The following is a 23189-nucleotide window of genomic DNA, read 5'->3' on the forward strand; positions in this document are numbered from 1 at the left end:
GCCGTGGAGGTCCACGACAACGTCGGCGTGCAGGTCGGTGACGGGAACACCCAGCACATCCACCTGCTGCCGGCAGCGCCGGTCACGTGGCCCGTGCGGGTCGGCGTGCTGCCGCCGGTCGCGGACCGGTACCAGCACCGGGCAGCCGAGGCCGAGCTGTCCGGGAAGTCCGCGGTGCTGTCCGGTCTGGGCGGTGTCGGCAAGTCCCAGTTGGCGGCGCGTCACGCGCACGCGGTGTGGCGGGACGAGTCGGTCGACCTGGTGGTGTGGATCGCCGCCGTGACGCGGGTCGCCGTGATCAGCGCCTACGCGGACGCGGCCGGTCGGGTCCGGCGCGATCCCGGCGGCACGCCCGAGGACGCGGCGGCTGCCTTCCAGACGTGGCTCAGCTCGACCGACCGGCGGTGGCTGGTCGTCCTGGACGACCTCCAGGACCCCGCCGACCTCAAGGGCCTGTGGCCGCCGAACACCCCGACCGGCCAGGTCGTCGTGACGACCCGGCGCCGTGACGCCGCGCTGTCCCGCGATGATCGCCGGTTGGTCGAGGTGGGAGTGTTCACCGAGGCCGAGTCACTGGCCTACCTGACCGCGAAGCTCCCCGGTCACGACCAGCTCCCGGCCCTGGCGGACGACTTGGGCCACCTGCCGCTGGCCTTGGCGCAGGCGGCGGCGTTCATCGCGGACAAGCCGCTGCTCACCGCCGCCGACTACCGCAAGCGATTGGCCGACCGCCGATCCCTGGCCCAGGTGCTGCCGGCGGACGGCGAACTGCCCGACGAGCACCGGGCCACGGTGGCGGCGACCTGGTCGTTGTCGATCGAACGCGCCGACGCGCTGCGCCCGGAAGGACTCGCGCGGCCACTGCTCGAGATCATCAGCCTGCTCGACCCGGCCGGCACCCCGGTCGCGGTGCTCACGGCCGGCAACGTCCTGGCGCACTTGGGCGTGGACGCCGACGACGTCGGCGACGCGTTGGGGTGCCTGCACCGGCTGAGCCTCATCACGCTCGACACCAGCACGATCCAGGCGCACGCGCTGCTGCAACGCGCCGTCCGCGACACCATCGAGCCGGAGCGGCTCACCGCCTTGGCCCACCTCGCCGCGGACGCGCTCCTGCTGGTCTGGCCACCTCACCAGATCGACAGCGCGCTGACCAGCACGCTCCGGTCGGCCGCCAGCGCCCTGCACACCCACACGACACCGGCGCTGTGGAAGCCGCGGGCGCACGCAGTCCTGCTGCACGCGGGCAGATCACTGGGTGAGGCGGGACTGCCGGCTGAGGCCATCGACTACTACCGCGGTCTGAGTCACCAGGCAGAACACCAGCTGGGGCCTGATCACCACGACAGCCTTCACGCCCGCCACGAGGCTGCCTTCTGGAGTGGACAACTGGGCCGCCACGCCGACGCGATCGCCGAGTACGCGCACCTGGTCGCGGACTCCACGCGGGTCATGGGTCCCGACCACCGCTCCACCCTGGCCATCCGGAACAACCTCGCGGTCCTGCGCGCCAAGGCGGGAGATCACGCGGGCGCGATCGAGGAGTTCGAACAGCTTCTCGCCGTCCGCCTCCGGATTCTGGGTCCAGACCACTTGGACACCCTCGGCAGCCGCCACAACCTCGCCGGCTGGCGGGCGTGGGCAGGTGACCACGCAGCGGCGCTGGAGGAGTTCGAGCAGGCGGTCGCCGACTACCTCCGCACCGTCGGGCCGGACCATCCGCAGACCCTCACCGCCCGCCACAACCTCGCCGGTTGGCGCGGGGCAGCGGGCGATCACGCCAGGGCCATCGCCGAGTTCGAGCAGGTGTTGGATGACCGCCGCCGAGTTCTGGGCCCCGACCATCCCGAAACACTGACCACTCGTTCCGGTCTCGCGGCGTCGCGGGCGGAGTCCGGTGAGGTTGCCACCGCGATCACCGAGTTCCGGTCGCTGCTCGCCGACCGGGACCGCGTCCTCGGACCCGATCACCCGGACGTGGCAACCACGCGGCGAGCACTCCAGCGCTGGTCAGACCTCGCCCAGGACGGGCTCGAAGGCCAGTTCGGCGGCGCCGATGAGCTTGGCGTCACGGCCGAGCGGCGACGAGACGATCCTGGTGCCGCCGACCGCGCGTGACACCAGCGACCGCTTCTGCACGGTGCGCCGCAGCTGGTCCACCAACGACTCCGGCAGCGCGGTGAACAAGTCGCCCAGCACCACCAGTTCCGGCCCGAGCATGTTGACCACCGTGATCAACCCCATGGCCAACCACTCGGTGAACTCGCCCAGCCGGTGCGCGACGCTGTCCGGCGAACCGGCCAACGACCGCAGCTCCGCCACCACCGTGCCGCGCGGCGCGTCCTCGGGCAGGGCCAGGGCACGGCACAGCGCCGCCTCGCCGACCTCGGTCTCCCAGCAGCCCTGGCAGCCGCAGTAGCACCGGCGGCCACCGGGGCGCACGACCATGTGCCCCAGTTCGCCGACGTACCCGCCGGTGCCCCGCAGCGGGTGGCCGCTGGAGATCACGCCGCCGCCGATGCCGACGTCGGCGGAGATGTAGACCATGTCCGACGAACCGCGGGCCGCGCCGCGCACGTGCTCGGCCAACGCGCCCAGCTCGGCGTCGTTGCCGACCTGGACGGGGACCTTGAGCACCGACGACAGCCGTTCGCCCAGCGCCACGTCGGTCCAGTGCAGGTTCGGCGCCTCGTGCACGAGACCGTCGGCGCGGCGCACCACACCGGGCACGGAGACGCCGACGCCGACCGCCTGCACGTCGAGCTCGTCGGCCAGGAGCTTGGCCGAGTCGGCGATGTGCGTGATCACCTCGCCGGGGTCGCGGGACCGGTGGTGCAGGTTCCACGAGTCCCGGCCGAGGATGTCGCCGCCGAGGCCGACCATGGCCATCGCCACCTGCTCGACGCGGACGTCGATGGCCATCACCACGGCCGCGTGCGGCTGCGGCAGCACGAGCAGGGACGGCCGGCCGGCGCCGGAGCGCTGCGCAGGCACGCGTTCGGCGACCACGCCGGACTCGGCCAGGCCGTCCACCAGGGCTTTGATCGTGCTGCGGTTGAGGCCCAGCTCAGCCGCGAGCGAGGCCCTGGTGGAGGGCCCGTCCACGTGCAGTCGGCGCAGCAGCGCCGTCCTGTTGTGCCTGCGTACCTCGTCGGGTCGGGCTCCCGCGGTCGGCGTGCTCACGTCAGCGGGCGGCGGACGCCGCCCGGCGGCGGGACAGCGCGTCGACGCTCGCGGCCAGGAGCAGCACCAGGCCGGTCACGATGAACACCACGGCGGCGGGCTGGTCGAGCAGGCCCATGCCGTTCTGGATGATCGCGAGCACCGCGCCGCCGATCACCGCGTCGCGCAGCTTGCCCTTGCCGCCGAACAGCGACGTGCCGCCGATCACGGCCGCGCCGACCGCCATCAGCAGCGTGTTGCCGCCACCGGCGTTCGGGTCGACCGAGCCGACCTTCGAGGAGTAGACGATCGCGCCGATGGCCGCCATGGAGGAGGCGATCACGAACACGCTCATCCGGATCTGCGCCACGTTGATGCCGGCGCGGCGGGCGGCTTCCTGGTTGCCTCCGACGGCGTAGACGTGCCGGCCGTAGCGGGTGCGCTCGAGCACGAACGTGCCGATGACCAGCAGGACGAGCACGATCGGCACCACGAACGGCACACCGGTGATCACCACGAGGTCGCTCTTGGAGCGGTTGAGCGTCAACGCGTAGGTGGCCACCGCGCCCAGCACGAGGACCACGCCGACCTTGACCAGCACGATCGGGGTGGGCGACGCGACCAGGCCGCGGCGCAGCCTGCTGAAGTGGCGGCCGAGCACGACCGCCCCGTAGCCGCCCGCGGCGAGGACGAACAGCGCCCACGAGCCCGCCGTGCTCAAGTTGCCGTTGGCGACGTTGAAGATCACGTCGTCGCGCAGGCCGAGCGTGCCGCCCTCGCCGATGAACTGGAGGATGACGCCGCCCCAGGCGAGGAACAGCGCCAGGGTCACGACGAACGACGGGATGCCGACGCGGGCGACGAGGAAGCCGGTGATGCAGCCGATGGCGGTGCCGACGCAGACGGCCAGCAGCATCTCGACCCACGGGTTGGCGGGCACGCCGATCAGGGCGATGGCCAGTGCCACCACCGACAGGGCGACGCCCGCCCAGATGCGCATGATCCCGGCCAGCACGGCGGCCAGCGCCAGCAGGCCGCAGAAGAGGTAGAAGACGGTGTCGCCCATGCCCCCGAGCAGGTTGCCGCCGTTGATCAGGTGCAGCGCCATCACCGAGGCGGTGACGCCGGAGGCGGTGCCCGCGGACAGGTCGATCTCGCCGAGGAGCAGGACGAACACCAGGCCCATGGCGATGATCACGACGCTCGCGCCCTGCGCGAGGAGGTTGGCGATGTTGCCCAGGGTGAGGAAGGTGTCCGCGAGGGAGCTGAACACGATCAGCAGCACGACCACGCCGAGCAGCGCGGGCAGGGAGCCGAGTTCGCCGCCGCGCAGCCGGGCCGCGTAGTCGCGCACCGCCTCGCCGGTGGACTGGGACGTGGTGTCGATGCCGAAGTCGGAGATCGCGCCCTGGGGGGCGTCCGGGGACGTCTCGCTGGTGGTGTTGGTCATGCTGCGTTCCTCGTCGTGGGTGCCTTGCGCGGCGGCATCAGATGGTGGCGGTCTCGGGACGGGCGATGCCCAGGTCGCCGGACCGGCCGGCGGTGATCAACTCGACCACCTGGCCGTGGGTGACGTCCTTGGTGTTGACCTCGGCCGCCATCCGGCCCAGGTACAGGCACGCGATGCGGTCCGCGACCTCGAACACGTCGTTCATGTTGTGGCTGATCAGCACGACGCCCAGGCCCTGCTCGGCGAGCCTGCGCACCAGGTCGAGGACCTGGCGGGTCTGCGCGACGCCCAGCGCCGCGGTCGGCTCGTCCAGCAGCACGACCTTGCTGTTCCACAGCACGGCCTTGGCGATCGCCACGGTCTGCCGCTGACCGCCGGACAGCGACGCGACCTGCGTGCGCACCGACTTGACCGTGCGCACCGAGAGCGAGGTCAGCGTCTTGCGGGCGGCCTGCTCCATGTCGGCTTCGTCGAGCATGCCCAGCTTGCCGCGTTCCCGCCCGAGGAACATGTTCTGCACGATGTCGAGGTTGTCGCACAGCGCGAGGTCCTGGTAGACGACCTCGATGCCCAGGTGCGCGGCGTCACGCGGGCCGTTGATGTGGACTTCCTCGCCGTTGAACAGGACCTGGCCGGAGTCGGTGGGGTGGATGCCCGCGATGCACTTGACCAACGTCGACTTGCCCGCGCCGTTGTCGCCGACGAGGGCGGTGACCTGGCCGGGGTGCACGTCGAAGTCGATGTCGTGCAGGACGTGCACGGGACCGAAGCTCTTGTTGATGCCGCGCAGCTCGAGGATCGGCTCGCTCACTGGAAATTCCTCCGTCTAACCCGTCTGAAGGGGTCCAACCCGTTCTCGGGTGCAGCCCCACACGTGGGTGGGCGCGCCGGAACGGGGTGCGTCTCCCACACCCCGCCCCGGCGCGAGCCTTGACTTACTTGATGCCGAGCTCGGTGCAGACGGCCGCCAGGTCGGCGACGCAGACCTCCGTCGCCTTGACGAAGCCGGCGTCCACGACGACCTTGACCTTGTCCTTGGTGATCAGCTGCGCGGGCAGCAGGACCGACTTGACGTCGCGGTTGCCGGTGGTGTCCTTGGTGACGCCGGTCGCCATCTTGTCGGCGGCGGCCGTGTCGCCCTTGGCCAGCGCGGAGGCCAGCTTGGCGGTGGCCTCGGCCTGCTCGTTGATCGGCTTGAACACGGTCATGAACTGGTCGCCGCGCAGGATGGCCTGGAGGCCTTCCGGGGTGGCGTCCTGGCCGGTGACCGGGACCTTGCCGTTCAGGCCGTACTTCTTCAGCACGGTGATGATCGCGCCCGCGAGGCCGTCGTTGGCGGCGACCACGCCGTCCACCTTCTGGCCGTTGCCGGTCAGGATCTGCTCGAAGGTGGTGCCGCCGACCTGGTTGTCCCACTTGTCGATCGGCTTCGACTGGACGAGCTTCAGGTCGCCGGCCTCGTACTTGGGCTTGAGGACCTTCTGCTGGCCGTTGTAGAACAGCGTCGCGTTGTTGTCCGTCGGCGCGCCCTCGATCTCGATGATCTCGGCCGGCTTCTTGCCCGGCGCCAGCGCGGCGAGGCCCTCGACGAGGCCCTGGCCCTGCAGCTCGCCGACCTTCTCGTTGTCGAACGAGACGTAGTACTTCGAGCTGCCGCCCAGGTTCAGCCGGTCGTAGTCGATGACCGGGATGCCCTGCGCCTCGGCCTTCTTCGCGACCGTCGCGCCGATCTCGCTGTTCGGCGTGGCGATGATCAGGACCTTGACGCCGGCGTTGATCATGCCGTCCGCGAGCGTGGAGAACTTCTGCACGTCGCCTTGGGCGTTCTGGATGTCCGCCTGGAGGCCCTCGGCCTCCAGCGCCTTCTTCAGGAGCGGCTTGTCGAAGCCCTCCCAGCGCGCGGAGCTGGCGGTCTCGGGGAGGATGACGCCGACCTTCGCGCCGCCCGAGCCGCTGTTCGTGTTGGTGTCCGACGCCGGTGAGGTGCCGCCGGACGTGTTGGCGCCACATGCCGTCATGGCAACGGCGAGGCCGGTGCCAAGGGCGATGAGAGCGAGGCTCTTGCTGCGCATCCGCCATCCCTTTCACGCAGGAGCGTAAATGTTGTGGCGCACAACGTATGCCGGGACAGGCGGTGACCGGAAGCACACTTGACCGGTCAAGTAGGCACGATGCGCTAACGACGAGGTAACCGAACGGACATCTGACTACGTCTAATGCAGTAACCGGTTACGTCAGGTCACAACAAAGGTCACCACGAGCGCAGCGTGGCGATCCGCTCCTCGAGCTGCTCGATGCTGGCCATCGCCGTCGGCGGGCCCCCGCAGTACTCGCGCAGCTGGTTGTGGATCTTGCCGTGCGGCTTCTTCGTGCGGTGGTGGTGCATGGCCACCAGGGTGTTGAGCTCCTTGCGCAGCTGCGCCAGCCGTTCCTGCACGCTCGCCGGGCGCGTCGCGGCGGCCGGCGGCGCCGGCGCGGCGACCTGGCGCTTGCTGGCCTCGACCAGCTGCTTCTCCTGCCGTTGCCGCAGCAGGGCGCGCACCTGGTCGGGCTCCAGCAGGCCCGGCAGCCCCAGGTACTCCTGCTCCTCGTCGCTGCCCGCGAACGCGGCCGTGCCGAACGACGAGCCGTCGTAGATCACCTGGTCGAGCTCGGCGGAGGCGCCCAGCGCGGTGAACGCCTTCTCCTCCTCGCCCGGCTCGTCCTTGGCCTGGTTGGCCTGGGCCAGCAGCTCGTCGTCCCAGCCGTCCTTCTCCCGGTGGGGCTTGCCGAGCACGTGGTCGCGCTGCTGCTCCAGCTCGCTGGCCAGCCCGAGCAGGACCGGCACGCTGGGCAGGAACACGCTGGCCGTCTCGCCCTTGGCCCGCTGCCGCACGAACCGGCCGACGGCCTGGGCGAAGAACAGCGGCGTCGAGGCGCTGGTGGCGTACACGCCGACGGCCAGCCGCGGCACGTCCACGCCTTCCGACACCATGCGGACCGCGATCAGCCAGCGGTCCTGCGACGCGGCGAACTCGGCGATCCGACCGGACGCCTTCGGGTCGTCGGACAGCACGAGGGTCGCGTCGTGGCCCGTGGTGCGCTTGAGGATCTCGGCGTAGGCCTTGGCCACGGTCTGGTCGGTGGCGATCACCAGGCCGCCCGCGTCGGGCATGCCGCCCTGGCGCAGCTGGGTCAGGCGCATGTCGGCGGCCTTGAGCACCGACGGCATCCACTCGCCCGTCGGGTCCAGCGCCACCCGCCACGCCCGCGCCGTCTGCTCCTGCGTCAGCGGCTCGCCGAGCCGGGCGGAGAACTCCTCGCCCGCGCTCGTGCGCCACTGCGCCTCACCCGAGTAGGCGAGGAAGATCACCGGCCGGACGACGCCGTCGCGCAACGCGTCGGAGTAGCCGTAGGAGTGGTCCGCGCGGCTGCGCTGCACGCCGTCGGGGCCCGGCTCGTAGCTGACGAACGGGATCGGCGAGTCGTCCGAGCGGAACGGCGTTCCGGTCAGGCACATCCGCCGCACGGCCGGCGTGAACGCCTCGCGGATCGCGTCACCCCACGACTTGGCGTCGCCGCCGTGGTGGATCTCGTCGAGCAGCACGAGCGTCTTGCGGTTCTCCGTGCGCACCCGGTGCAGCATCGGGTGGGCGGCGACCTGGGCGTAGGTCAGCGCGACGCCGTGGTAGTCGCGGGAGGTCATCGCGTTGGTGTTGCGGAAGTTCGAGTCGATCGCGATGCCCGCCTCGGCCGCCGCCTGCGCCCACTGGTGCTTGAGGTGCTCGGTGGGCGTGACGATCGTGACGGCCTCGACCGTGCGGTCGGCCAGCAGCTCGGCGGCGACGCGCAGGCCGAACGTCGTCTTGCCCGCGCCGGGCGTGGCGACGGCCAGGAAGTCCTTGGGCCGGGCGGCCAGGTACTTGGTCAGCGCGCGGCGCTGCCAGGCGCGCAGCGGTCGGGTCGCGACGACTTGCGGTTGCGACAACCTCGAACCCCTTCTGCGCTGATCAGCGGCTGTGCCGTGCGGTCGTGCGGCGGTGGACACGCAAATGCCCTCGGTGCGGGTGACCGTCGAGGGCATCGACAGCCTACCCGCTGGGCCCGCGACGCTCGGTCACCGATGCCGCGAAATCACCCGGCATGCACCATGCTTGATGTTGCGATGGGTTCGCCGAGGGACGAGACAGCACGCAGCGCGGGTCGCAAAGGACCCCTGCGCCTGTTGGCGCGCACGTTGTCCAAGGCCTGGGACGGCAGCATCTTCTCCGAGTCGGCCGAGGCGGCGTTCTGGCAGATCCTGTCGTTCCCGCCGCTGCTGCTGGGCCTGCTGGGCAGCCTGGGGTACCTCGGCGACTGGTTCGGGCCCGAGGTCGTGAGCGCGGTCAAGGACCGGATCATCTCCACCTGCCGGACGATCTTCAGCCCGGACGTGGTCAACGGGGTGATCGTGCCCACCGTCGACCAGATCCTCACCACCGGCAAGGGCGAGATCGTCTCGGTGGGGTTCCTGATCTCGCTGTGGGCCGGTTCGTCGGCGATGTCGTCGTTCGTGGACGCGATCACCGCCGCGCACGACCAGTACGGCGTGCGCAACGAGGTGTGGCAGCGGATCTTCGCGCTGCTGCTGTACATGGCGAGCCTGGTGCTGCTGATCATCGGCCTGCCGGTGGTGGCGCTGGGGCCGGACCTGCTGCCGCAGGTGTTCCCGGACTCGTGGCAGCCGACGATCGAGTCGTGGCTGAGCGCGTTCTACTACCCGGGCATGGCGGTGCTGCTGGTGCTGGCGCTGGCGACGCTCTACAAGCTGTCGCTGCCGAACAAGCTGCCGTGGCACCGGCTCGTGCCGGGCGCCGTGCTGGCGATGGCGGTGTTCCTGCTGTCGTCCATCGGGCTGCGGCTGTACATCCGGTGGATCACGACGACCGGGTACACGTACGGGGCGTTGGCGACGCCGATCGCGTTCCTGCTGTTCGCCTACCTGATCGGGCTGGCGATCACGCTGGGCGCGTACTTCAACAGCGCGTTGCAGGAGATGTGGCCGGCGAGGATGACCCGGCGCCAGCGGCGGCGGTGGCAGCGGCTGGAGCTGGAGCGGGCCGCCGAGCGGATCCGGTCGGACGAGGGCAAGCAGGCGAGGCCGGACCCACCACCGGCCGACGCCGAGCCGGACCGCGACCACACCGCGCCGTCACCCGCGGACACGAACCACACCGTGCCGCTGCCGGTGGACGCCGTCCGGGGCTTGCCCCGCGCCTCCGGGGAACAGGCCGCCGGGGAGCGGCCGGGGCCGCCACCCGCGCCGCGTGGACGAGGGCCCCTCGGCTGACCACCTCCCCACGACCGGGACGGGACGCCAGAGCCGGGACGGGACGTCAGAGAGCCGGGACGAACCTCACCCCGACGCCCTCCTCGGGGGACAGCAGCGGCGCACCCGAACCGGCGTTCTTCCCGGCCAGGTGGTCGGCCAGGAAGCGGCTGAACGACTTGTTCGGCTTGAACGTCATCAACCAGCTCGGATCCGAGATCATCACCGGCCACGCGTCCGGGTCGTCGCCGACCGGGTTCCAGAAGAAGTGCAGCCCGTCCATCTCGCCCCAGGCGATCAGCCCGCCTTCCTGCGGGTGGTACGGCCCGGGGAACGTCGGCGTGGTCGACGCGCGGAACTCGGTGGTCTCCTCGCTGACCCGCTCGAGCTGTCGGAACAGGTCGAACGACGGGGTGCTCGCGCCGGGCGCGAAGACGCGCAACGCGCCGGCCCGGCCGGCGCCGTACCGGTCGACGAACCGCCGGTAGTCCCCCGGCAACCCGATCCCCAGCCGCTGCCGGACGTCATCCCACGCCACCGCGGCGGCAGGCGGATCAGGCACGCCCAGGGCCGCCGCCACCTCGTCGAGGCAGTCCAAGGGGCGTTTCATGCCCGAGGGGCGGTGCATGCCCACCCAGTAATCGCGATAGGTGAACATCGCCTGCCCCTGGTGGTCCGATGGACGACACGCCGACACACCGGCGCGTCGATCGGCGCGCCGATGCGTCAGGTGGTCCGGGTGGTCTACTCGCCGCCGCCCTTGGGCAGGCCGTCGTAGATCTTCTTGCACTCGGGGCAGACGGGGGAGCCCGGCTTGGGCGACTTCGTCACCGGGAACACCTCGCCGCACAACGCCACCACGTGCGTGCCCATCACCGCGCTCTCCGCGATCTTGGCCTTGCGCACGTAGTGGAACATCTTCGGGGTGTCGTCCCCGGTGTGGTCCGTGCCTTCCGGCCGGGTCTCCACCTCGGGCAGAGTCTGCGTGCTCACGCGAACAGCGTACCTGGGATGATGGCCCCTCGTGAGCAAGCCGAGCGTCACCGAAGAGGTCCGATCCGCCCTGGCCGAGAACCGGCCGGTGGTCGCGTTGGAGAGCACGATCCTGTCCCACGGGCTACCGCCCGGCCGCAACCGCGAGGTCGCCGAACGGCTCGAAGGCGTGGTGCGCGCCGCGGGCGCGGTGCCCGCCACGATCGCCGTGCTCGGCGGCGTGCCCAAGATCGGGTTGACCCCCGCCGAACTGGACTACGTCTGCGACCCGGCCAACGACCTGGTCAAGCTGTCGCGGCGGGACCTGGGCGCGGCGTACGCGTTGGAGCGCGACGGCGCGACGACGGTCGCGAGCACGGCCGCGTTGGCGCACGCCGCGGGCATCGGGGTGTTCGCCACCGGTGGTCTGGGCGGCGTGCACCGGGACGCGCGCGAGACGTGGGACGTGTCCGCCGACCTGGACGTGCTCGCCACGACGCCGGTGCTGGTGGTGTGCTCGGGCGTGAAGTCGATCCTGGACATGGGCGCGACGCTGGAGCTGCTGGAGACCCGTTCGGTGCCGGTGATCGGTTTCGGCACGGACCGCTTCCCCGCGTTCTACCGGCGTGAATCGGAGTTCGGCGTGCCGTGGCGGGTCGATTCGGCGTCCGACGCCGCCGCCGTGGTCGCGGCGCACCGCGGGGTCCCCGGCGCGGCGGGCGTGCTGCTGGCCAACCCGATCCCGGTCGAGTTCGAGATGGACGCCGACCTGCACGAGCGGCTGCTGTCGGAGGGCCTCGAACTGCTGCGCACGCGGAACGTGCACGGCAAGGAGGTCACGCCCGTGCTGCTGGAGCACTTCCACACCGCGAGCGGCGGGGTGAGCCTGGACGCCAACGAGGCGCTGGTCGTGTCGAACGCCACCCTGGCCGCGGCGGTGGCCGTGGAGCTGGCGGCGTGAGCGAGCTGCTGGTCCCGACGGGCCTCGGCGAGGTGGCGTCGTGAGCGGGGTCGTCGTCGTCGGTGACGCCGGGCTGGACGTGGTGGCCCGGCACGCGGGCCCGATCGTGCACGGCGGCGACTCGCGGGCGGCGGTGACCATCGAGCCCGGCGGCGCGGGGGCCAACACGGCGGTGTGGCTGGCCGCGTGCGGCGCGTCGCCGGTGCTGGTGGCGCGGGTCGGCGCGGACTCGGCCGGACGTCAGGTGCACGCCGAGCTGACGTCGGCCGGGGTGCGGTGCGCGTTCGCCGTGGACGTGGAGGCGTCGACGTGCTGCGTGGTGGTGCTGGTGGACGAGACCGGTCAGCGCAGCATGCTGCCCGACCGGGGCGCGAACGCCCGCTTCTCGCCCGGTGACCTGGACGAGGGGTTGCTGCGGGACGCCTCGCACCTGCACCTGTCCGGGTACGTGCTGCTGGACGCGTCGTCGCGGCCTGCGGGGTTGGCGGTGCTGCGCGCGGCCCGTGAGGCGGGGTTGACCACGTCGGTCGACCCGCAGTCGTCGGCGTTGATCTACGACGGGTTCCTGGACGACATCCGCGGCGTCGACCTGCTGCTGCCCAACACCGAGGAGCTGGTGGCGCTCACCGGGTCGGCGGAGCCGTCGGCGGCCGCGGCGCTGCTGGACGTGGTGGGCGCGGTGGCGTTGACGTCCGGCGCGGACGGCGCGAGCTGGGTGGACTCCGACGGCGTGGTGTCCGTGCCGGCCGAGGACGTCGAGTGCGTGGACTCGACGGGCGCCGGTGACGCGTTCGACGCCGGGTTGCTGGCGGCGTGGCTGTCCGGTGGGTCGCGGGTGGACGCGCTGCTCGGCGGGGTGCGCGCGGCGGCACGGGCGGTGTCCGCGGTCGGGGCGCAGCCTGCGGGCGTGGGTCAGCCTTCGATGATGTGATGCGGTCGCGCCTCGATGGCGCGGTGTTCCTTGACGAACCGGCTGGCCTTCTCCGCCTTGCGGGGAGGCCGGTCGTTCGCGATCAGCACGGCCATCCACGGCAGCGGCACGGACAGCACGATCAGGGCCAGGGCAAGCCACCAGGTCTGGTAGAAGACCATCGCCAGGATGAGGCACGGGATGCGGGCGCCCATCATGATCGCGTACTTGCGCTTGCGCGCGGCGTGCTGCTCCTCGTAGGAGGGCGCCGCCTCGGTGATGAGCACCGGTGTGCCGTCGCGCTCGGGACTGACCATGCCACCATCGTCCCACCGCGTGCGCCGGACGGATACCTGCCCGGTGTGTTTTTGATTGCTGTGTTGACGGCCGCTGCTCCGCAGGCGGCGGCGACGTCGCGGGGGGTCGATCGGCCGCGGGGCGGGTGTGGCGTGACTTACGATCCGGCTGTGGTCGCCCTTGATCGCCTGGTGGACGTGCTCGGGAGCCTCGGCACGCACCTGAGCTGCGCGCCGCGCGGGCGGGACGTGGAGTTGCGCGGGGTGGCGTTGCACGACCCGGCGGAGCGCACCACGGCCGCGGTGGACGACGTCCTGCTCGGGTTGGGCGTGCCCTCCCCCGCCGCGGCGGCGCGGTTGGTCGGCGGCACGTCGGCGGCGGCGGTCGTGCTGCACGGTTCGCCGCCGTTGGACGAACGGGTGCTGGCCGCCGCGAAGCGGTCCGGGGCGGCGGTGCTGCTGGTGGACCCGTCGGTGCCGTGGGGGCAGTTGGCGAACGTCGCGCAGACCCTCGTGCTCGGCGGGCAGGGTTCCGGCGACCTGTTCGCGGTGGCGGACGTGATCGCGGCGGTGGTCGGCGGGCCCGTGACGATCGAGGACCAGCAGTCCCGGGTGCTGGCGTACTCGTACCGGCAGCAGGGCGTCGACCCGGTGCGGGTGCAGACGATCCTGGGCAGGCGGGTGCCGGAGGAGGCCTGGCAGGCCTTGGACGCGTACGGCGTGTTCACCCACCTGGCCCGGTCCGACGAGCCGCTGTTCGTCCCGAAGCTGACCGACCAGCTCGGCGGGCGGCTGGTGGTGGCCGTGCGGGCCGGGCGAGAGCTGCTCGGTTCGGTGTGGGTCGAGGTGGACGACCCGGTGGACGCGGTGCGTGCGGCGGCGCTGGTGGACGGTGCGCGGACGGCGGCGTTGCACCTGCTGCGGGCGCGGGCGTCGGCGGACTTGGAGCGCCAGGCCGAGGCGGACCTGGTGATCGAGGCGCTGGACTCGGGGTCGCCCGCGAACCTGGCCCGGCTGGGGTTGCCGTCGACCGACCTGCGGGTGATCGCCGTGCAGGCGCACGCCGGTGAGGGCGAGCACGGGGCGGCGCTGCTGGCGTTCTCCCGGGCGACGGCGGGTTTCGGCTGGTCACGGCCTGGCCGGTCGGCGTTGTTCGGCAACGTGCTCTACACCGTGCTGCCGTGCGGGGACGATCCGGCGGTGGCGGTGGACTGGGTGCGCGCGCTGGGGCGTGAGCTGCCCGCGGAGGCCGTCGTGCTGGCCGGCGTGGGTGGCAGGGCGGACGCCGCGTCGCTGCCCGCGTCCCGCGGCGAGGCCGACGAGTGCCTGGCCCTGTCCGAGGACGAGCCCGTGGTGTACGACCGGGCGTGGGCGCGGGTGTTGCTGCGCCGGTTGGCGGCGGTGGCGGAGGCCGGGCGGTTGCCGTCACGCGGGCCGGTGGCGGACCTCGTGCGGCACGACGCCGAGCACGGCACGCAGTACGCGACGACGTTGCGGGCGTGGTTGGCGGCTCAGGGTGACTCCCGGGAAGCCGCACGGGTGCTGTCGGTGCACCCGAACACGCTGCGCTACCGGATGCAGCGGATGGCGGCGGTGACGTCGCTGCCGTTGGACGACCCCGAGCAGCGGCTGGCCATGGCCATCGCGCTGGCGATCACGCCCTGAGCCCGCCGAGCAGCATGTCCAGGCCGAACTCGAACCGCTCGGCGGCGGTCTCGGCGGTGAACAGGTGCCCGGTGGCCAGCATGTTGGCGAACGCGTCGGGCGGCAGGGAACTCATGTACTCCCCCATCTGGCGCCCGCGGGCCGCGATCTCGGTCTGGTCGACCGCGCTCCACGTGCTGCCCTCGTACGCGAACGCCTTGCTGTAGAGCGCGAGCGCGTCGGCGGCGTACGCGGCACGGGTGAGCGACAGACCGCCCGCGCGCAGGAGGCTGAGCAGCGCTTCGGCGTGTCGGAGGGCGTTCGGGCCGATCGGGATCATCACCTGCCAGGCCACCTTCGCGATGCCCGGGTACTCCTGCATGGCCCGGACCTGGGCGCGCAGCAGCTCGCGGACCTGCTCCCGCCAGCGGTCCGGGTCGGGCGCGGGGAGCGGCACCTCTTCCAGGACCTGGTCCAGCATCAGCTCGAGCAGCTCGTCCTTGGTGGCGACGTGGGCGTAGAGCGACGCCGGTCCCGTGCCGAGGGCTTGCGCGACCCGCCGCATGCTCACGGCGTCGAGACCTTCCCGGAGCAGCACGTCCAGCCCGGTGCGGACGATCAGCTCCGGGGACAGGCGGGGCTTGGCGACCGGCTTGGCGGGCGGCGTGCGCCACGGCGGGTCCTGCGTCATGCGAACACCGTACTTGACACGAACACTGTTCGTCCGGAACATCGTTCGTGTGACGAACACCGTTCGAGTCGCCCCGATGATCGAGCTGACCGCGACCGTCGCCGCGCCGCCGGACGTGGTGCTGGCCAGGGTGGAGGCGGCGATCCGTGACGCGGGCGGCGGGCGGGTCGAGGTGGACCGCGAGCGCCGGACGGTCGCCGTGCAAGGTGGCTGGTGGTACCGGGGCGAGTACCAGGTGGACGCGACCGCCGACGGCGCGCGGCTGACCCACCGCGTCCGCAACGCCGCCCGGCGGGGCCGGTGGGCCGTGCCGCTGGCCAACCGCCTGTTCCTCGGCTACCGCGCGCAGACCGAGCGGAACTTCGCCGACTTCGTGGCGGGCCTCGCGTGACGAGCGGGGGCTGGTCAGGCGCGACCGGGTGGGGCGCGAGACCATGACCGCGTGCTCCCCGATCTTTCTGCCGACCTGACCACACGGCTGCGCGAGGCGTTCCGAGCCGCCGACTACGACGCGGACGGGGTGGTCGACGTGCTCGGGCCCCAGGCCCACGCCGCGCTCGGCCGCGGCGAACCGGAGGCCGCCCGGCGCGCCACCCGGGACGCGGGCGCCCTCGGCACCCTGGTCCGCCTGTTCCTGCTCGGCGACACGGAGTCGGAGGCCGCCGTGCGGGCCGCGCTCCCGGACGTCGACCTGGACACCGCCGTCAAGGCCGAGGTGCTGCGCGGTGACGGCGACGGGCTGCGGGCCGGGCTGGACATCCGCCCCTACGGCGACGACGAGGGCTCCTGGTGGGTCATCGCCGACCAGGACGCCGACCAGCGCGGCGGGCCCGTCCCGGCCGACCACGTGCTCGGCGTCGGCCACGCGTCCATCAGCCTCGCCCGCGCCACGTCACGCCGCCAGGTCGCCACCCTGCTCGACCTGGGCACCGGCTGCGGCGTCCAGGCCCTGCACGCGAGCAGGCACGCGCGCAGGATCACCGCCACGGACCTGTCGGAGCGCGCGCTCGCCCTGGCCGCGGGCACGTTCCGGATCAACGAGGTCGACGTCGAGCTGCGCCAGGGCGAGTGGTTCGGCCCCCTGCGCGGCCGGCGGTTCGACCAGGTCGTCTGCAACCCGCCGTTCGTCGTGGGCCCACCCCGGGTCGACTACACCTACCGCGACTCCGGCCTCGCCGGTGACGACGCCAGCGCCCTGGTCGTGCGCCAGATGCCGTCGTTCCTCAACGAGGGCGGCGTGGGTCAGCTCCTGGCCTCCTGGCTGCACCGCAAGGGCGAGGACTGGGCCGACCGCGTCTCCGCGTGGCTGCCGCGCGGTGGCGTGGACGCCTGGTTCGTGCAGCGCGACGTCGCCGACCCCGCCCTCTACGTCGGCACGTGGCTGCGTGACGCGGGCGTCGACCCGCGCGGCGCCGAAGGCCGCGCCAAGGCCGTCGCCTGGCTGGACTGGTTCGCCGAGAACGACGTCGAGGGCATCGGGTTCGGCTTCGTCACCCTCCGCCGCACGGACACCGAGCACGCCGAGGTCGTGTGCGAAGACCTCCGCCACGCCTTCGACGACCCGCTGGGCCCCGAGTCGGCCGCCTGGCTGGACCGGGTCGCCTGGCTGCGCGCCACCGACAACGCCCAGCTGCTGGGCACCCGGTTCACCGTGCCCGAGACCGTCCTGCTGGAGGAGGTCTCCTCCCCCACCGACGAGGGCTGGGAGCCGGTCGTGCGCCGCCTGCACCGCGTGGACGGGCCCGGCTGGCAGCACGAGCTGGACGAGACGGCGGCGAAGCTGCTCGCGGGCTTCCGGGGCGCGCTGCCGCTGGAGGACCTCGTCACCCTGCTGGCCTACGCGCACGACCTGGACGCCGACGCGCTCGCCGAGTCCGCCCTCCCGATCGTCCGCGACCTCGTCCGGCACGGCATGGTGGTGCCCGCGTGAGAGCGGTTGTGGCACGTGTCACAGAGGCGTCGGTCACCGTGGACGACGAGGTCGTGGGCGCGATCGACGAACCGGGCCTGTTGGTGCTGCTCGGCGTCCACGTGGACGACGACGCCGACAAGGCGCACGTGATGGCCCGAAAGCTCTACGAGTTGCGCGTCCTGAGGGACGAGGAGTCGTGCGCCACGACCGGTGCGCCCCTGCTCGTGGTGAGCCAGTTCACACTTTACGGAGAGACGAGGAAGGGGCGGCGGCCGTCGTGGACCGCCGCCGCACGGCCCGCGCACGCCGAGCCGTTGGTCGACGAGGTGGTCTCGGAACTGCGCCGGAAGGGCGCCCGAGTACAAACGGGACGGTTCGGCGCGATGATGTCGGTGCGGAGTGCGAACGACGGTCCGTTCACCGTGTTGGTGGAACTCTAGATCCTTCTCAGCCAATCCTCAGGATTCGCGGCGCAACCGCTGTGACGGCAGTGACGTCTTGTGGTCGTGGGAAGCGGGAACCATTTCGCCCCGGTTCGCGTTTCCACCAGTGTCAGACACCGAAAGGTGTGCCGCGCAGCGCAGCGCGGAGTGTGCGACACGACCGCACTGCCAGCCCGCGACACAAGGGGGAGGGAGCTCCATGACCGTCCCGAAGCTCCTCGACCGTCAGGTCGGGAACGAGACGACCACCACGAGCGCCGAGTTGGACCTCGACGCCCAGGGACCCGCCGCAGACCTGGTTCGGGTGTACCTGAACGGGATCGGCAAGACAGCGCTGCTGACCGCGGCGGACGAAGTGGAGCTCGCCAAGCGGATCGAGGCGGGCGTCTTCGCGCAGCACAAGCTGGAGACGCATCCGGAGCTGCCGGAGGACCGCCAGCGCGAACTGCGCGCTTTGATCCGCGATGGCCACGTGGCAAAGAACCACCTTCTCGAAGCGAATCTCCGGTTGGTCGTTTCCCTCGCGAAGCGATACACCGGTCGCGGAATGCCGCTGCTCGATCTGATCCAGGAAGGGAACCTGGGCCTGATCCGCGCGGTGGAGAAGTTCGACTACACCAAGGGCTTCAAGTTCTCGACCTACGCGACCTGGTGGATCCGCCAGGCGATCACGCGGGGAATGGCGGACCAGGGTCGCACGATCCGGCTGCCCGTCCACCTCGTGGAGCAGGTCAACAAGCTCGCCCGGATCAAGCGCGACCTGCACCAGCAGCTGGGCCGTGAGGCGACCAACGAGGAGCTGGCCAAGGAGTCGGGCCTGACGCCGGAGAAGGTGGTCGACCTGCTCGACCACGCCCGCGACCCGGTGAGCCTGGACATGCCGGTCGGCACCGAGGAGGACGCCCCGCTGGGCGACTTCATCGAGGACTCCGACGCCACGGACGCGGAGAGCGCGGTCATCTCCGGGCTGCTGCAGGACGACCTGCGCCGGGTGCTGGCCACGTTGGACCCGCGCGAGCAGGCGGTGATCCGGCTGCGGTACGGCCTGGAGGACGGCCAGCCGCGCACGCTGGACCAGATCGGCAAGCAGTTCGGCCTGTCGCGGGAGCGGGTGCGGCAGATCGAGCGCGAGGTCATGTCGAAGCTGCGGCAGGGCGAGCGGGCCGCCAAGCTGCGGGCGTACGCGAGCTGAGCTGACGCGATACAGCGACGATTCAGGGGTCGGTCACCGCTGCGCGGGATTGACTTGTGACGCCAGTCACGGCACGGTCGTGCGTTACACGAGCCAAGCGACACCTCCGCCCCATTGCGCGGAGGTGCTCGCACGCTGAGGAAGGTCGGGGCGGTCGGGGGCCGGCCCGGCCTTCCGCATTTCTCTACAGTTCCAGGTACTCCGCGAGCTTCTCGCGGAAGAACCGCACGTGCGCCTCGCGTTCCTCGCCGGCATAGCCGCGCGGCACGCCCTCCACGATCATCACCAGGCACAGGTACGCGCGGTAGAGCGCGATCCGGGTCTCCTCGGCCGCGGTGAACACCTCGAACCCGTAACCGGCCTTGTAGTCGTCGTCCAGGTCGGTGAACAACGCCACCGTCGCGATCTCCGCCAACGGGTCGCCGAACATCGCCCGTTCCGGGTCGATGATCCCCTCGACGTGGCCGTCGGCGAGGAAGACGTTCGCCTCCCACAGGTCGAAGTGCACCAGCACCGGCTCGGTGACCTCGTCCAACAGGTGCGCGCGAGCCTCGACGGCCGGTCGCACGTCGGGCAGCTCCACGCCGAACCGGGCCGCGTCGGCCAGCACCGCGCCCACCATCCTCGTGAACGCCTCGCGCCACGTCGCCGCGTTCGGCCCCTGCACGTAGCCGAACACGTCACCCCGGATGGTGTGCAGCCCGCGGACGATCGTGCCCAGCTCACGGCGCAGGGCGCCGTGCTCGGCGTCGGTCAACCGGGGACGCGCGGCCGACCACGGTTCGCCCCGCAGCGCCGTCATCAGCAAGAAGTCGTCTTCGTGGAGCAGCACCTCCGGCACGGGCAGCCCGTGCGCCGCCATCAGCTCGAACGCCAACGCCTCCGTGCGCATCAGGTCCCGCTCGTAGGTGAGCAGGGGCACGTCCGGCGGCGGCGCGACCTTCAGCACGGTCTCGCGACCGTCGGCCGCGGTGAGCCGGTACGCGGTGTTGAACATGCCGTCGGTCAGCTCGACGTGCGCGGCGAGCGGAACGCCCAGGGCACGGCGGACCAACGCGTCGAGGGCGGCGGCGGAGAGCCGGCGCTTGGTGAGGCTGTCGACCACGACGCGAATCACACCACGCCGTGCGGACCTCGGCGGCGCGATCGGTATAAGTTCGGCGGAACCCGAAGCGCGCAAGGGAGCCCGCGACGTGACCTCGTCGAACCTGTTGGGACCGACGTTCCAGTACACCGACGTCCTGCCACTGGCCAAGGACAACCACACCGAGTACCGGCTCGTGACGCCGGACGGCGTGTCGGTCGTCGAAGCCGCCGGCCGCACGTTCCTCCAGGTCGAGCCGTCGGCGTTGACGCTGCTGGCCAAGGAGGCGATCCGGGACATCCAGCACCTGCTGCGCCCCTCGCACCTGGCCCAGCTGCGCGCGATCGTGGACGACCCCGAGGCCAGCGGCAACGACCGGTTCGTCGCGATGGACCTGCTGCGCAACGCGTGCATCTCCGCCGGCGGCGTGCTGCCCATGTGCCAGGACACCGGCACCGCCATCGTGATGGGCAAGCGCACCGAGTCCGTGCTCACCGGCGGCACCGACGAAGAGGCCCTGTCGCGCGGCATCTTCGAGGCCTACCAGGAGCTGAACCTCCGGTACTCGCAGATGGCGCCGGTCACGTTCTGGGACGAGAAGAACACCGGCACCAACCTGCCCGCGCAGATCGACCTGTTCACCGCGCCGGGCGTGGAGCCGAAGTACGAGTTCCTGTTCATGGCCAAGGGCGGCGGTTCAGCCAACAAGACGTTCCTGTACCAGGAGACGAAGGCGCTGCTGAACCCGTCGCGGCTGGCCAAGTTCCTGGACGAGAAGCTGCGCTCGCTCGGCACGGCGGCGTGCCCGCCCTACCACCTCGCCGTGGTCGTCGGCGGTCTGTCGGCCGAGCAGAACCTGAAGGTCGCCAAGCTCGCGTCCGCCCGCTACCTCGACGGCCTGCCCACCGAGGGCTCCGCCGCCGGGCACGCGTTCCGGGACGTCGACCTGGAGCAGCAGGTGCTGGAGCTGACCCGGAACTTCGGCATCGGCGCCCAGTTCGGCGGCAAGTACTTCTGCCACGACGTGCGCGTGATCCGGCTGCCCCGGCACGGGGCGTCCTGCCCGGTCGGCATCGCGGTGTCGTGCTCGGCGGACCGGCAGGCCAAGGCGAAGATCACCCCCGAGGGCGTCTTCCTGGAGCAGCTCGAACGCGACCCGGCGCACTTCCTGCCCGACGTGACCGGCGAGAACCTGTCCGACGAGGTCGTGAACATCGACCTGACCCGGCCCATGTCCGAGATCCGGGCGACGCTGTCGGCGTTGCCGGTGAAGACGCGGGTGTCGCTGACCGGTCCGCTGGTCGTGGCGCGGGACATCGCGCACGCCAAGATCAAGGAGCGGCTGGACGCGGGCGAGCCGATGCCGCAGTACCTCAAGGACCACCCGGTGTACTACGCCGGACCGGCCAAGACGCCCGAGGGTTACGCCTCCGGGTCGTTCGGGCCGACCACGGCCGGTCGGATGGACTCCTACGTCGAGCAGTTCCAGGCCGCCGGCGGGTCCCTGGTGATGCTGGCCAAGGGCAACCGGTCGCGTCAGGTCACGGACGCCTGCCGGACGCACGGCGGGTTCTACCTGGGCTCGATCGGCGGACCGGCGGCGCGGCTGGCCCAGGACTGCATCCGCAAGGTCGACGTGCTGGAGTACGCCGAGCTGGGCATGGAAGCGGTCTGGAAGATCGAGGTGGAGGACTTCCCGGCGTTCGTCGTGGTGGACGACAAGGGCAACGACTTCTTCGCCGAGACCTCCGCCCCGACCCTCCAGATCTCGTTCCGGAAGTAGCCCTTCTACAGGTCGAAGACGCCGAGCTTGGCGCCGCGCGTGAAGAAGTCCCACTCGCTGTGGGTGAAGCGCTGTGGGACTTCTTCAGGCCGGTTGCTGTTGCGGACGAGCACCTCGTCGGCCGTGCGCATGACCTCGACGCAGTTGTCGCCGCCGCCGCTGAACTTCGTCCACTCGCCCTGCTTGAGGGTCATCAGGTCTCCTCCGTGATCCGGGTCAGGAGTTCACGGCTTTCCTCCACCCCCAACGCCTTCGCCCGGGTGTAGTCGAACCACCGGCTCGTCTTCTCCAGTTGGTCCGCCCCGTCCACGAACTGGGCGCCGTACGGGGTGTCGACGCTGATGAGCGACGGCATCTTGGCGGGCAGCCGGAACAAGGTCAGCGTAGTGCCGGTCAACGCGTGCGCCCCGACCCCTTGCGGCATCACCTGCACCACGACGTTCTCCAGCTCGGTCAGGGCGAGCACGTGCTTGAGCTGGTCGCGCATGACCTCCGGGCCGCCGACGTTGGCCCGGAGCGCGGGCTCGGAGATCACCGCCCACAGATCGAGGGGCGGCTCGCGGTCGGTGAGCAGCGCCCGTCGTTCCATGCGCAGTTGGAGGTTCTTCTCCAGCACCTCGCCGTCGAGCCCGATCCCCGTCATCAGCGCACGCGCGTAGTGCTCGGTCTGGAGCACCGCCGGCACCAGCTCGAACGACGAGTAGAGGGCTTCGGTGGCGATCGCCTCCACGTCCAGGATGCGGCGCAGCCAGGGCTGGATCGTGCCGCCGATCTTGCTCTTGGGCCGGCGGCGGTGCGCCTCGGAGTTGAGCGCGAGCAGGTCCTCGCGGGTCGCGTCGTCGGCTCCGTAGAGGTCCAGGAGCTTCTCCAGCTCGGCCTGCTTGACGCCGCTGATCGCGTTCTCGATGTTGCTGATCTTGGTCATCGTGCAGTGCAGGACCTCGCCCACCCTCTCCCGGGGCACGCCCGCCTCTTCGCGAAGGCGGCGCAGCGTGGTGCCGATCTGGATGCGGGCGGCACTGCGGTGTGGGCTGGTCATCGCTCTCCTCGATCATCACCCGATCGGGACTTGTGCACATCCTGTACATACGAGATAGTCGTCCCGAATTCAGAGAGTATACAACCATGTGCGAGGAGTGAGAGCGAGTGGGGTCGCGTTTCTTCCAAGTGAGCTTGATCGAGACGTCCGGGACCGGGGTGCACTTCCGGACGATCGCCAGGGAACCCGCGGACGGGCAGGGGGAGCTGCACGCGTGGATGACGCGGGTGCTGCTGGAGCACCGGTGCGACCTGGGCCTGTACGTCGGCGAGACGGGCACGATCGTCGCGGACGAGGACCAGGTCGACGCGGACCTGTGGCTGGCGTGGGACGGGGTGGCGGCCTTCGCGACCACCGAGTGAG

Annotated in this window: 23 protein-coding genes; 11 read left to right on the plus strand and 12 right to left on the minus strand. The window is 71.3% G+C overall.

What is annotated here, in order from left to right:
• Window positions 1-3 precede the first annotated feature (3 nt).
• Complete coding sequence (locus AB0H12_RS13760; RefSeq protein WP_499623212.1) at window positions 4-2118, plus strand: tetratricopeptide repeat protein; 2115 nt, start codon at window positions 4-6, stop codon at window positions 2116-2118.
• On the opposite strand, the gene AB0H12_RS13765 is transcribed toward AB0H12_RS13760, so the two are convergent.
• From AB0H12_RS13765 to AB0H12_RS13785, 5 genes are all read right to left on the minus strand, one after another.
• On the minus strand, window positions 2011-3183 hold the full coding sequence (locus AB0H12_RS13765; RefSeq protein WP_499623213.1) for an ROK family protein: 1173 nt from the start codon (window positions 3181-3183) through the stop codon (window positions 2011-2013). The genes AB0H12_RS13760 and AB0H12_RS13765 overlap by 108 nt on opposite strands.
• A 1-nt stretch (window position 3184) precedes the next feature.
• Window positions 3185-4612 (minus strand): sugar ABC transporter permease, encoded by a 1428-nt coding sequence (locus tag AB0H12_RS13770; protein WP_499623214.1) that lies wholly within the window; start codon window positions 4610-4612, stop codon window positions 3185-3187.
• A gap of 37 nt (window positions 4613-4649) precedes the next feature.
• Entirely contained in the window at window positions 4650-5423 is a 774-nt protein-coding gene (locus tag AB0H12_RS13775; protein WP_387488242.1) for an ATP-binding cassette domain-containing protein, read from the minus strand.
• 124 nt (window positions 5424-5547) lie between these two features.
• Complete coding sequence (locus tag AB0H12_RS13780; RefSeq protein ID WP_499623216.1) at window positions 5548-6684, minus strand: sugar ABC transporter substrate-binding protein; 1137 nt, start codon at window positions 6682-6684, stop codon at window positions 5548-5550.
• A 179-nt stretch (window positions 6685-6863) separates the two neighbouring features.
• Entirely contained in the window at window positions 6864-8579 is a 1716-nt protein-coding gene (locus AB0H12_RS13785; RefSeq protein ID WP_499623217.1) for a DEAD/DEAH box helicase, read from the minus strand.
• Window positions 8580-8741: 162 nt separating this feature from the next.
• On the opposite strand from AB0H12_RS13785, the gene AB0H12_RS13790 reads away from it, so the two are divergent.
• Window positions 8742-9920, plus strand: coding sequence for a YihY/virulence factor BrkB family protein (locus AB0H12_RS13790; protein WP_499623219.1), 1179 nt, complete (start codon window positions 8742-8744; stop codon window positions 9918-9920).
• 46 nt (window positions 9921-9966) lie between these two features.
• On the opposite strand, the gene AB0H12_RS13795 is transcribed toward AB0H12_RS13790, so the two are convergent.
• Complete coding sequence (locus AB0H12_RS13795) at window positions 9967-10557, minus strand: hypothetical protein (protein WP_499623220.1); 591 nt, start codon at window positions 10555-10557, stop codon at window positions 9967-9969.
• An 86-nt stretch (window positions 10558-10643) separates the two neighbouring features.
• On the minus strand, window positions 10644-10892 hold the full coding sequence (locus tag AB0H12_RS13800; protein ID WP_141978007.1) for a DUF3039 domain-containing protein: 249 nt from the start codon (window positions 10890-10892) through the stop codon (window positions 10644-10646).
• A 31-nt stretch (window positions 10893-10923) separates the two neighbouring features.
• Between AB0H12_RS13800 and AB0H12_RS13805 the strand changes: the two genes are divergently transcribed.
• Window positions 10924-11832 carry a pseudouridine-5'-phosphate glycosidase gene (locus AB0H12_RS13805; protein WP_499623222.1) on the plus strand — a complete coding sequence of 303 codons (909 nt, stop codon included), beginning with the start codon at window positions 10924-10926 and terminating at the stop codon, window positions 11830-11832.
• A 40-nt stretch (window positions 11833-11872) separates the two neighbouring features.
• Window positions 11873-12763: a carbohydrate kinase family protein gene (locus AB0H12_RS13810; RefSeq protein WP_499623223.1), complete on the plus strand. Its 891-nt coding sequence runs from the start codon at window positions 11873-11875 to the stop codon at window positions 12761-12763.
• Here AB0H12_RS13810 and AB0H12_RS13815 read toward each other — a convergent pair.
• Window positions 12745-13059, minus strand: a complete 315-nt coding sequence (locus AB0H12_RS13815) for a DUF3099 domain-containing protein (protein WP_230566574.1) — start codon at window positions 13057-13059, stop codon at window positions 12745-12747. The two genes, AB0H12_RS13810 and AB0H12_RS13815, sit on opposite strands and share 19 nt — an antisense overlap.
• A gap of 150 nt (window positions 13060-13209) precedes the next feature.
• Here AB0H12_RS13815 and AB0H12_RS13820 point away from each other — a divergent pair, with 150 nt between their 5' ends.
• Window positions 13210-14703: a PucR family transcriptional regulator gene (locus AB0H12_RS13820; protein ID WP_499623224.1), complete on the plus strand. Its 1494-nt coding sequence runs from the start codon at window positions 13210-13212 to the stop codon at window positions 14701-14703.
• Here the strand turns inward: AB0H12_RS13820 and AB0H12_RS13825 are convergent.
• Window positions 14693-15373, minus strand: coding sequence for a TetR/AcrR family transcriptional regulator (locus AB0H12_RS13825; RefSeq protein ID WP_499623225.1), 681 nt, complete (start codon window positions 15371-15373; stop codon window positions 14693-14695). The two genes, AB0H12_RS13820 and AB0H12_RS13825, sit on opposite strands and share 11 nt — an antisense overlap.
• Window positions 15374-15422: 49 nt before the next feature.
• Here AB0H12_RS13825 and AB0H12_RS13830 point away from each other — a divergent pair, with 49 nt between their 5' ends.
• The 4 genes from AB0H12_RS13830 (at window position 15423) to AB0H12_RS13845 (ending at window position 18920) form a co-directional block, all read left to right on the plus strand.
• Window positions 15423-15764 (plus strand): hypothetical protein, encoded by a 342-nt coding sequence (locus AB0H12_RS13830; RefSeq protein ID WP_499623226.1) that lies wholly within the window; start codon window positions 15423-15425, stop codon window positions 15762-15764.
• A 51-nt stretch (window positions 15765-15815) separates the two neighbouring features.
• Complete coding sequence (locus tag AB0H12_RS13835) at window positions 15816-17303, plus strand: DUF7782 domain-containing protein (protein WP_499623228.1); 1488 nt, start codon at window positions 15816-15818, stop codon at window positions 17301-17303.
• Window positions 17300-17725, plus strand: a complete 426-nt coding sequence (gene dtd / locus AB0H12_RS13840; protein ID WP_499623229.1) for a D-aminoacyl-tRNA deacylase — start codon at window positions 17300-17302, stop codon at window positions 17723-17725. The genes AB0H12_RS13835 and dtd overlap by 4 nt, the downstream gene beginning before the upstream one ends.
• A 202-nt stretch (window positions 17726-17927) precedes the next feature.
• Window positions 17928-18920: a sigma-70 family RNA polymerase sigma factor gene (locus tag AB0H12_RS13845; protein ID WP_499623231.1), complete on the plus strand. Its 993-nt coding sequence runs from the start codon at window positions 17928-17930 to the stop codon at window positions 18918-18920.
• 184 nt (window positions 18921-19104) lie between these two features.
• On the opposite strand, the gene AB0H12_RS13850 is transcribed toward AB0H12_RS13845, so the two are convergent.
• Complete coding sequence (locus AB0H12_RS13850; protein ID WP_499623232.1) at window positions 19105-20025, minus strand: phosphotransferase family protein; 921 nt, start codon at window positions 20023-20025, stop codon at window positions 19105-19107.
• Between the two features lie 103 nt (window positions 20026-20128).
• Here AB0H12_RS13850 and AB0H12_RS13855 point away from each other — a divergent pair, with 103 nt between their 5' ends.
• Window positions 20129-21787: a fumarate hydratase gene (locus tag AB0H12_RS13855; RefSeq protein ID WP_499623542.1), complete on the plus strand. Its 1659-nt coding sequence runs from the start codon at window positions 20129-20131 to the stop codon at window positions 21785-21787.
• Between the two features lie 5 nt (window positions 21788-21792).
• Here the strand turns inward: AB0H12_RS13855 and AB0H12_RS13860 are convergent, their stop codons facing one another.
• Both AB0H12_RS13860 and AB0H12_RS13865 read right to left on the minus strand, forming a co-directional pair.
• The gene (locus AB0H12_RS13860) at window positions 21793-21981 is read right to left on the minus strand and encodes a DUF397 domain-containing protein (protein ID WP_499623234.1); all 189 of its coding nucleotides are present in this window, start codon (window positions 21979-21981) and stop codon (window positions 21793-21795) included.
• The gene (locus tag AB0H12_RS13865; protein WP_499623236.1) at window positions 21981-22826 is read right to left on the minus strand and encodes a helix-turn-helix domain-containing protein; all 846 of its coding nucleotides are present in this window, start codon (window positions 22824-22826) and stop codon (window positions 21981-21983) included. The genes AB0H12_RS13860 and AB0H12_RS13865 overlap by 1 nt, the downstream gene beginning before the upstream one ends.
• A gap of 128 nt (window positions 22827-22954) precedes the next feature.
• Here AB0H12_RS13865 and AB0H12_RS13870 point away from each other — a divergent pair, with 128 nt between their 5' ends.
• Window positions 22955-23188 (plus strand): hypothetical protein, encoded by a 234-nt coding sequence (locus AB0H12_RS13870; RefSeq protein WP_499623237.1) that lies wholly within the window; start codon window positions 22955-22957, stop codon window positions 23186-23188.
• Window position 23189 lies beyond the last annotated feature (1 nt).

The sequence above is a fragment of the Actinosynnema sp. NPDC023794 genome, assembly GCF_040639675.1.
GTDB lineage: Bacteria > Actinomycetota > Actinomycetes > Mycobacteriales > Pseudonocardiaceae > Actinosynnema > Actinosynnema luteola.

Bases quoted from the DNA above. Each gene is read 5' to 3' on its own strand.
- AB0H12_RS13795 (WP_499623220.1), bottom strand. From the start codon at position 10,557: ATGTTCACCTATCGCGATTACTGGGTGGGCATGCACCGCCCCTCGGGC.
- AB0H12_RS13845 (WP_499623231.1), top strand. From the start codon at position 17,928: ATGACCGTCCCGAAGCTCCTCGACCGTCAGGTCGGGAACGAGACGACC.
- AB0H12_RS13770 (WP_499623214.1), bottom strand. From the start codon at position 4,612: ATGACCAACACCACCAGCGAGACGTCCCCGGACGCCCCCCAGGGCGCG.
- AB0H12_RS13825 (WP_499623225.1), bottom strand. From the start codon at position 15,373: ATGACGCAGGACCCGCCGTGGCGCACGCCGCCCGCCAAGCCGGTCGCC.
- AB0H12_RS13815 (WP_230566574.1), bottom strand. From the start codon at position 13,059: ATGGTCAGTCCCGAGCGCGACGGCACACCGGTGCTCATCACCGAGGCG.
- AB0H12_RS13790 (WP_499623219.1), top strand. From the start codon at position 8,742: ATGCTTGATGTTGCGATGGGTTCGCCGAGGGACGAGACAGCACGCAGC.
- AB0H12_RS13780 (WP_499623216.1), bottom strand. From the start codon at position 6,684: ATGCGCAGCAAGAGCCTCGCTCTCATCGCCCTTGGCACCGGCCTCGCC.
- AB0H12_RS13865 (WP_499623236.1), bottom strand. From the start codon at position 22,826: ATGACCAGCCCACACCGCAGTGCCGCCCGCATCCAGATCGGCACCACG.
- AB0H12_RS13860 (WP_499623234.1), bottom strand. From the start codon at position 21,981: ATGACCCTCAAGCAGGGCGAGTGGACGAAGTTCAGCGGCGGCGGCGAC.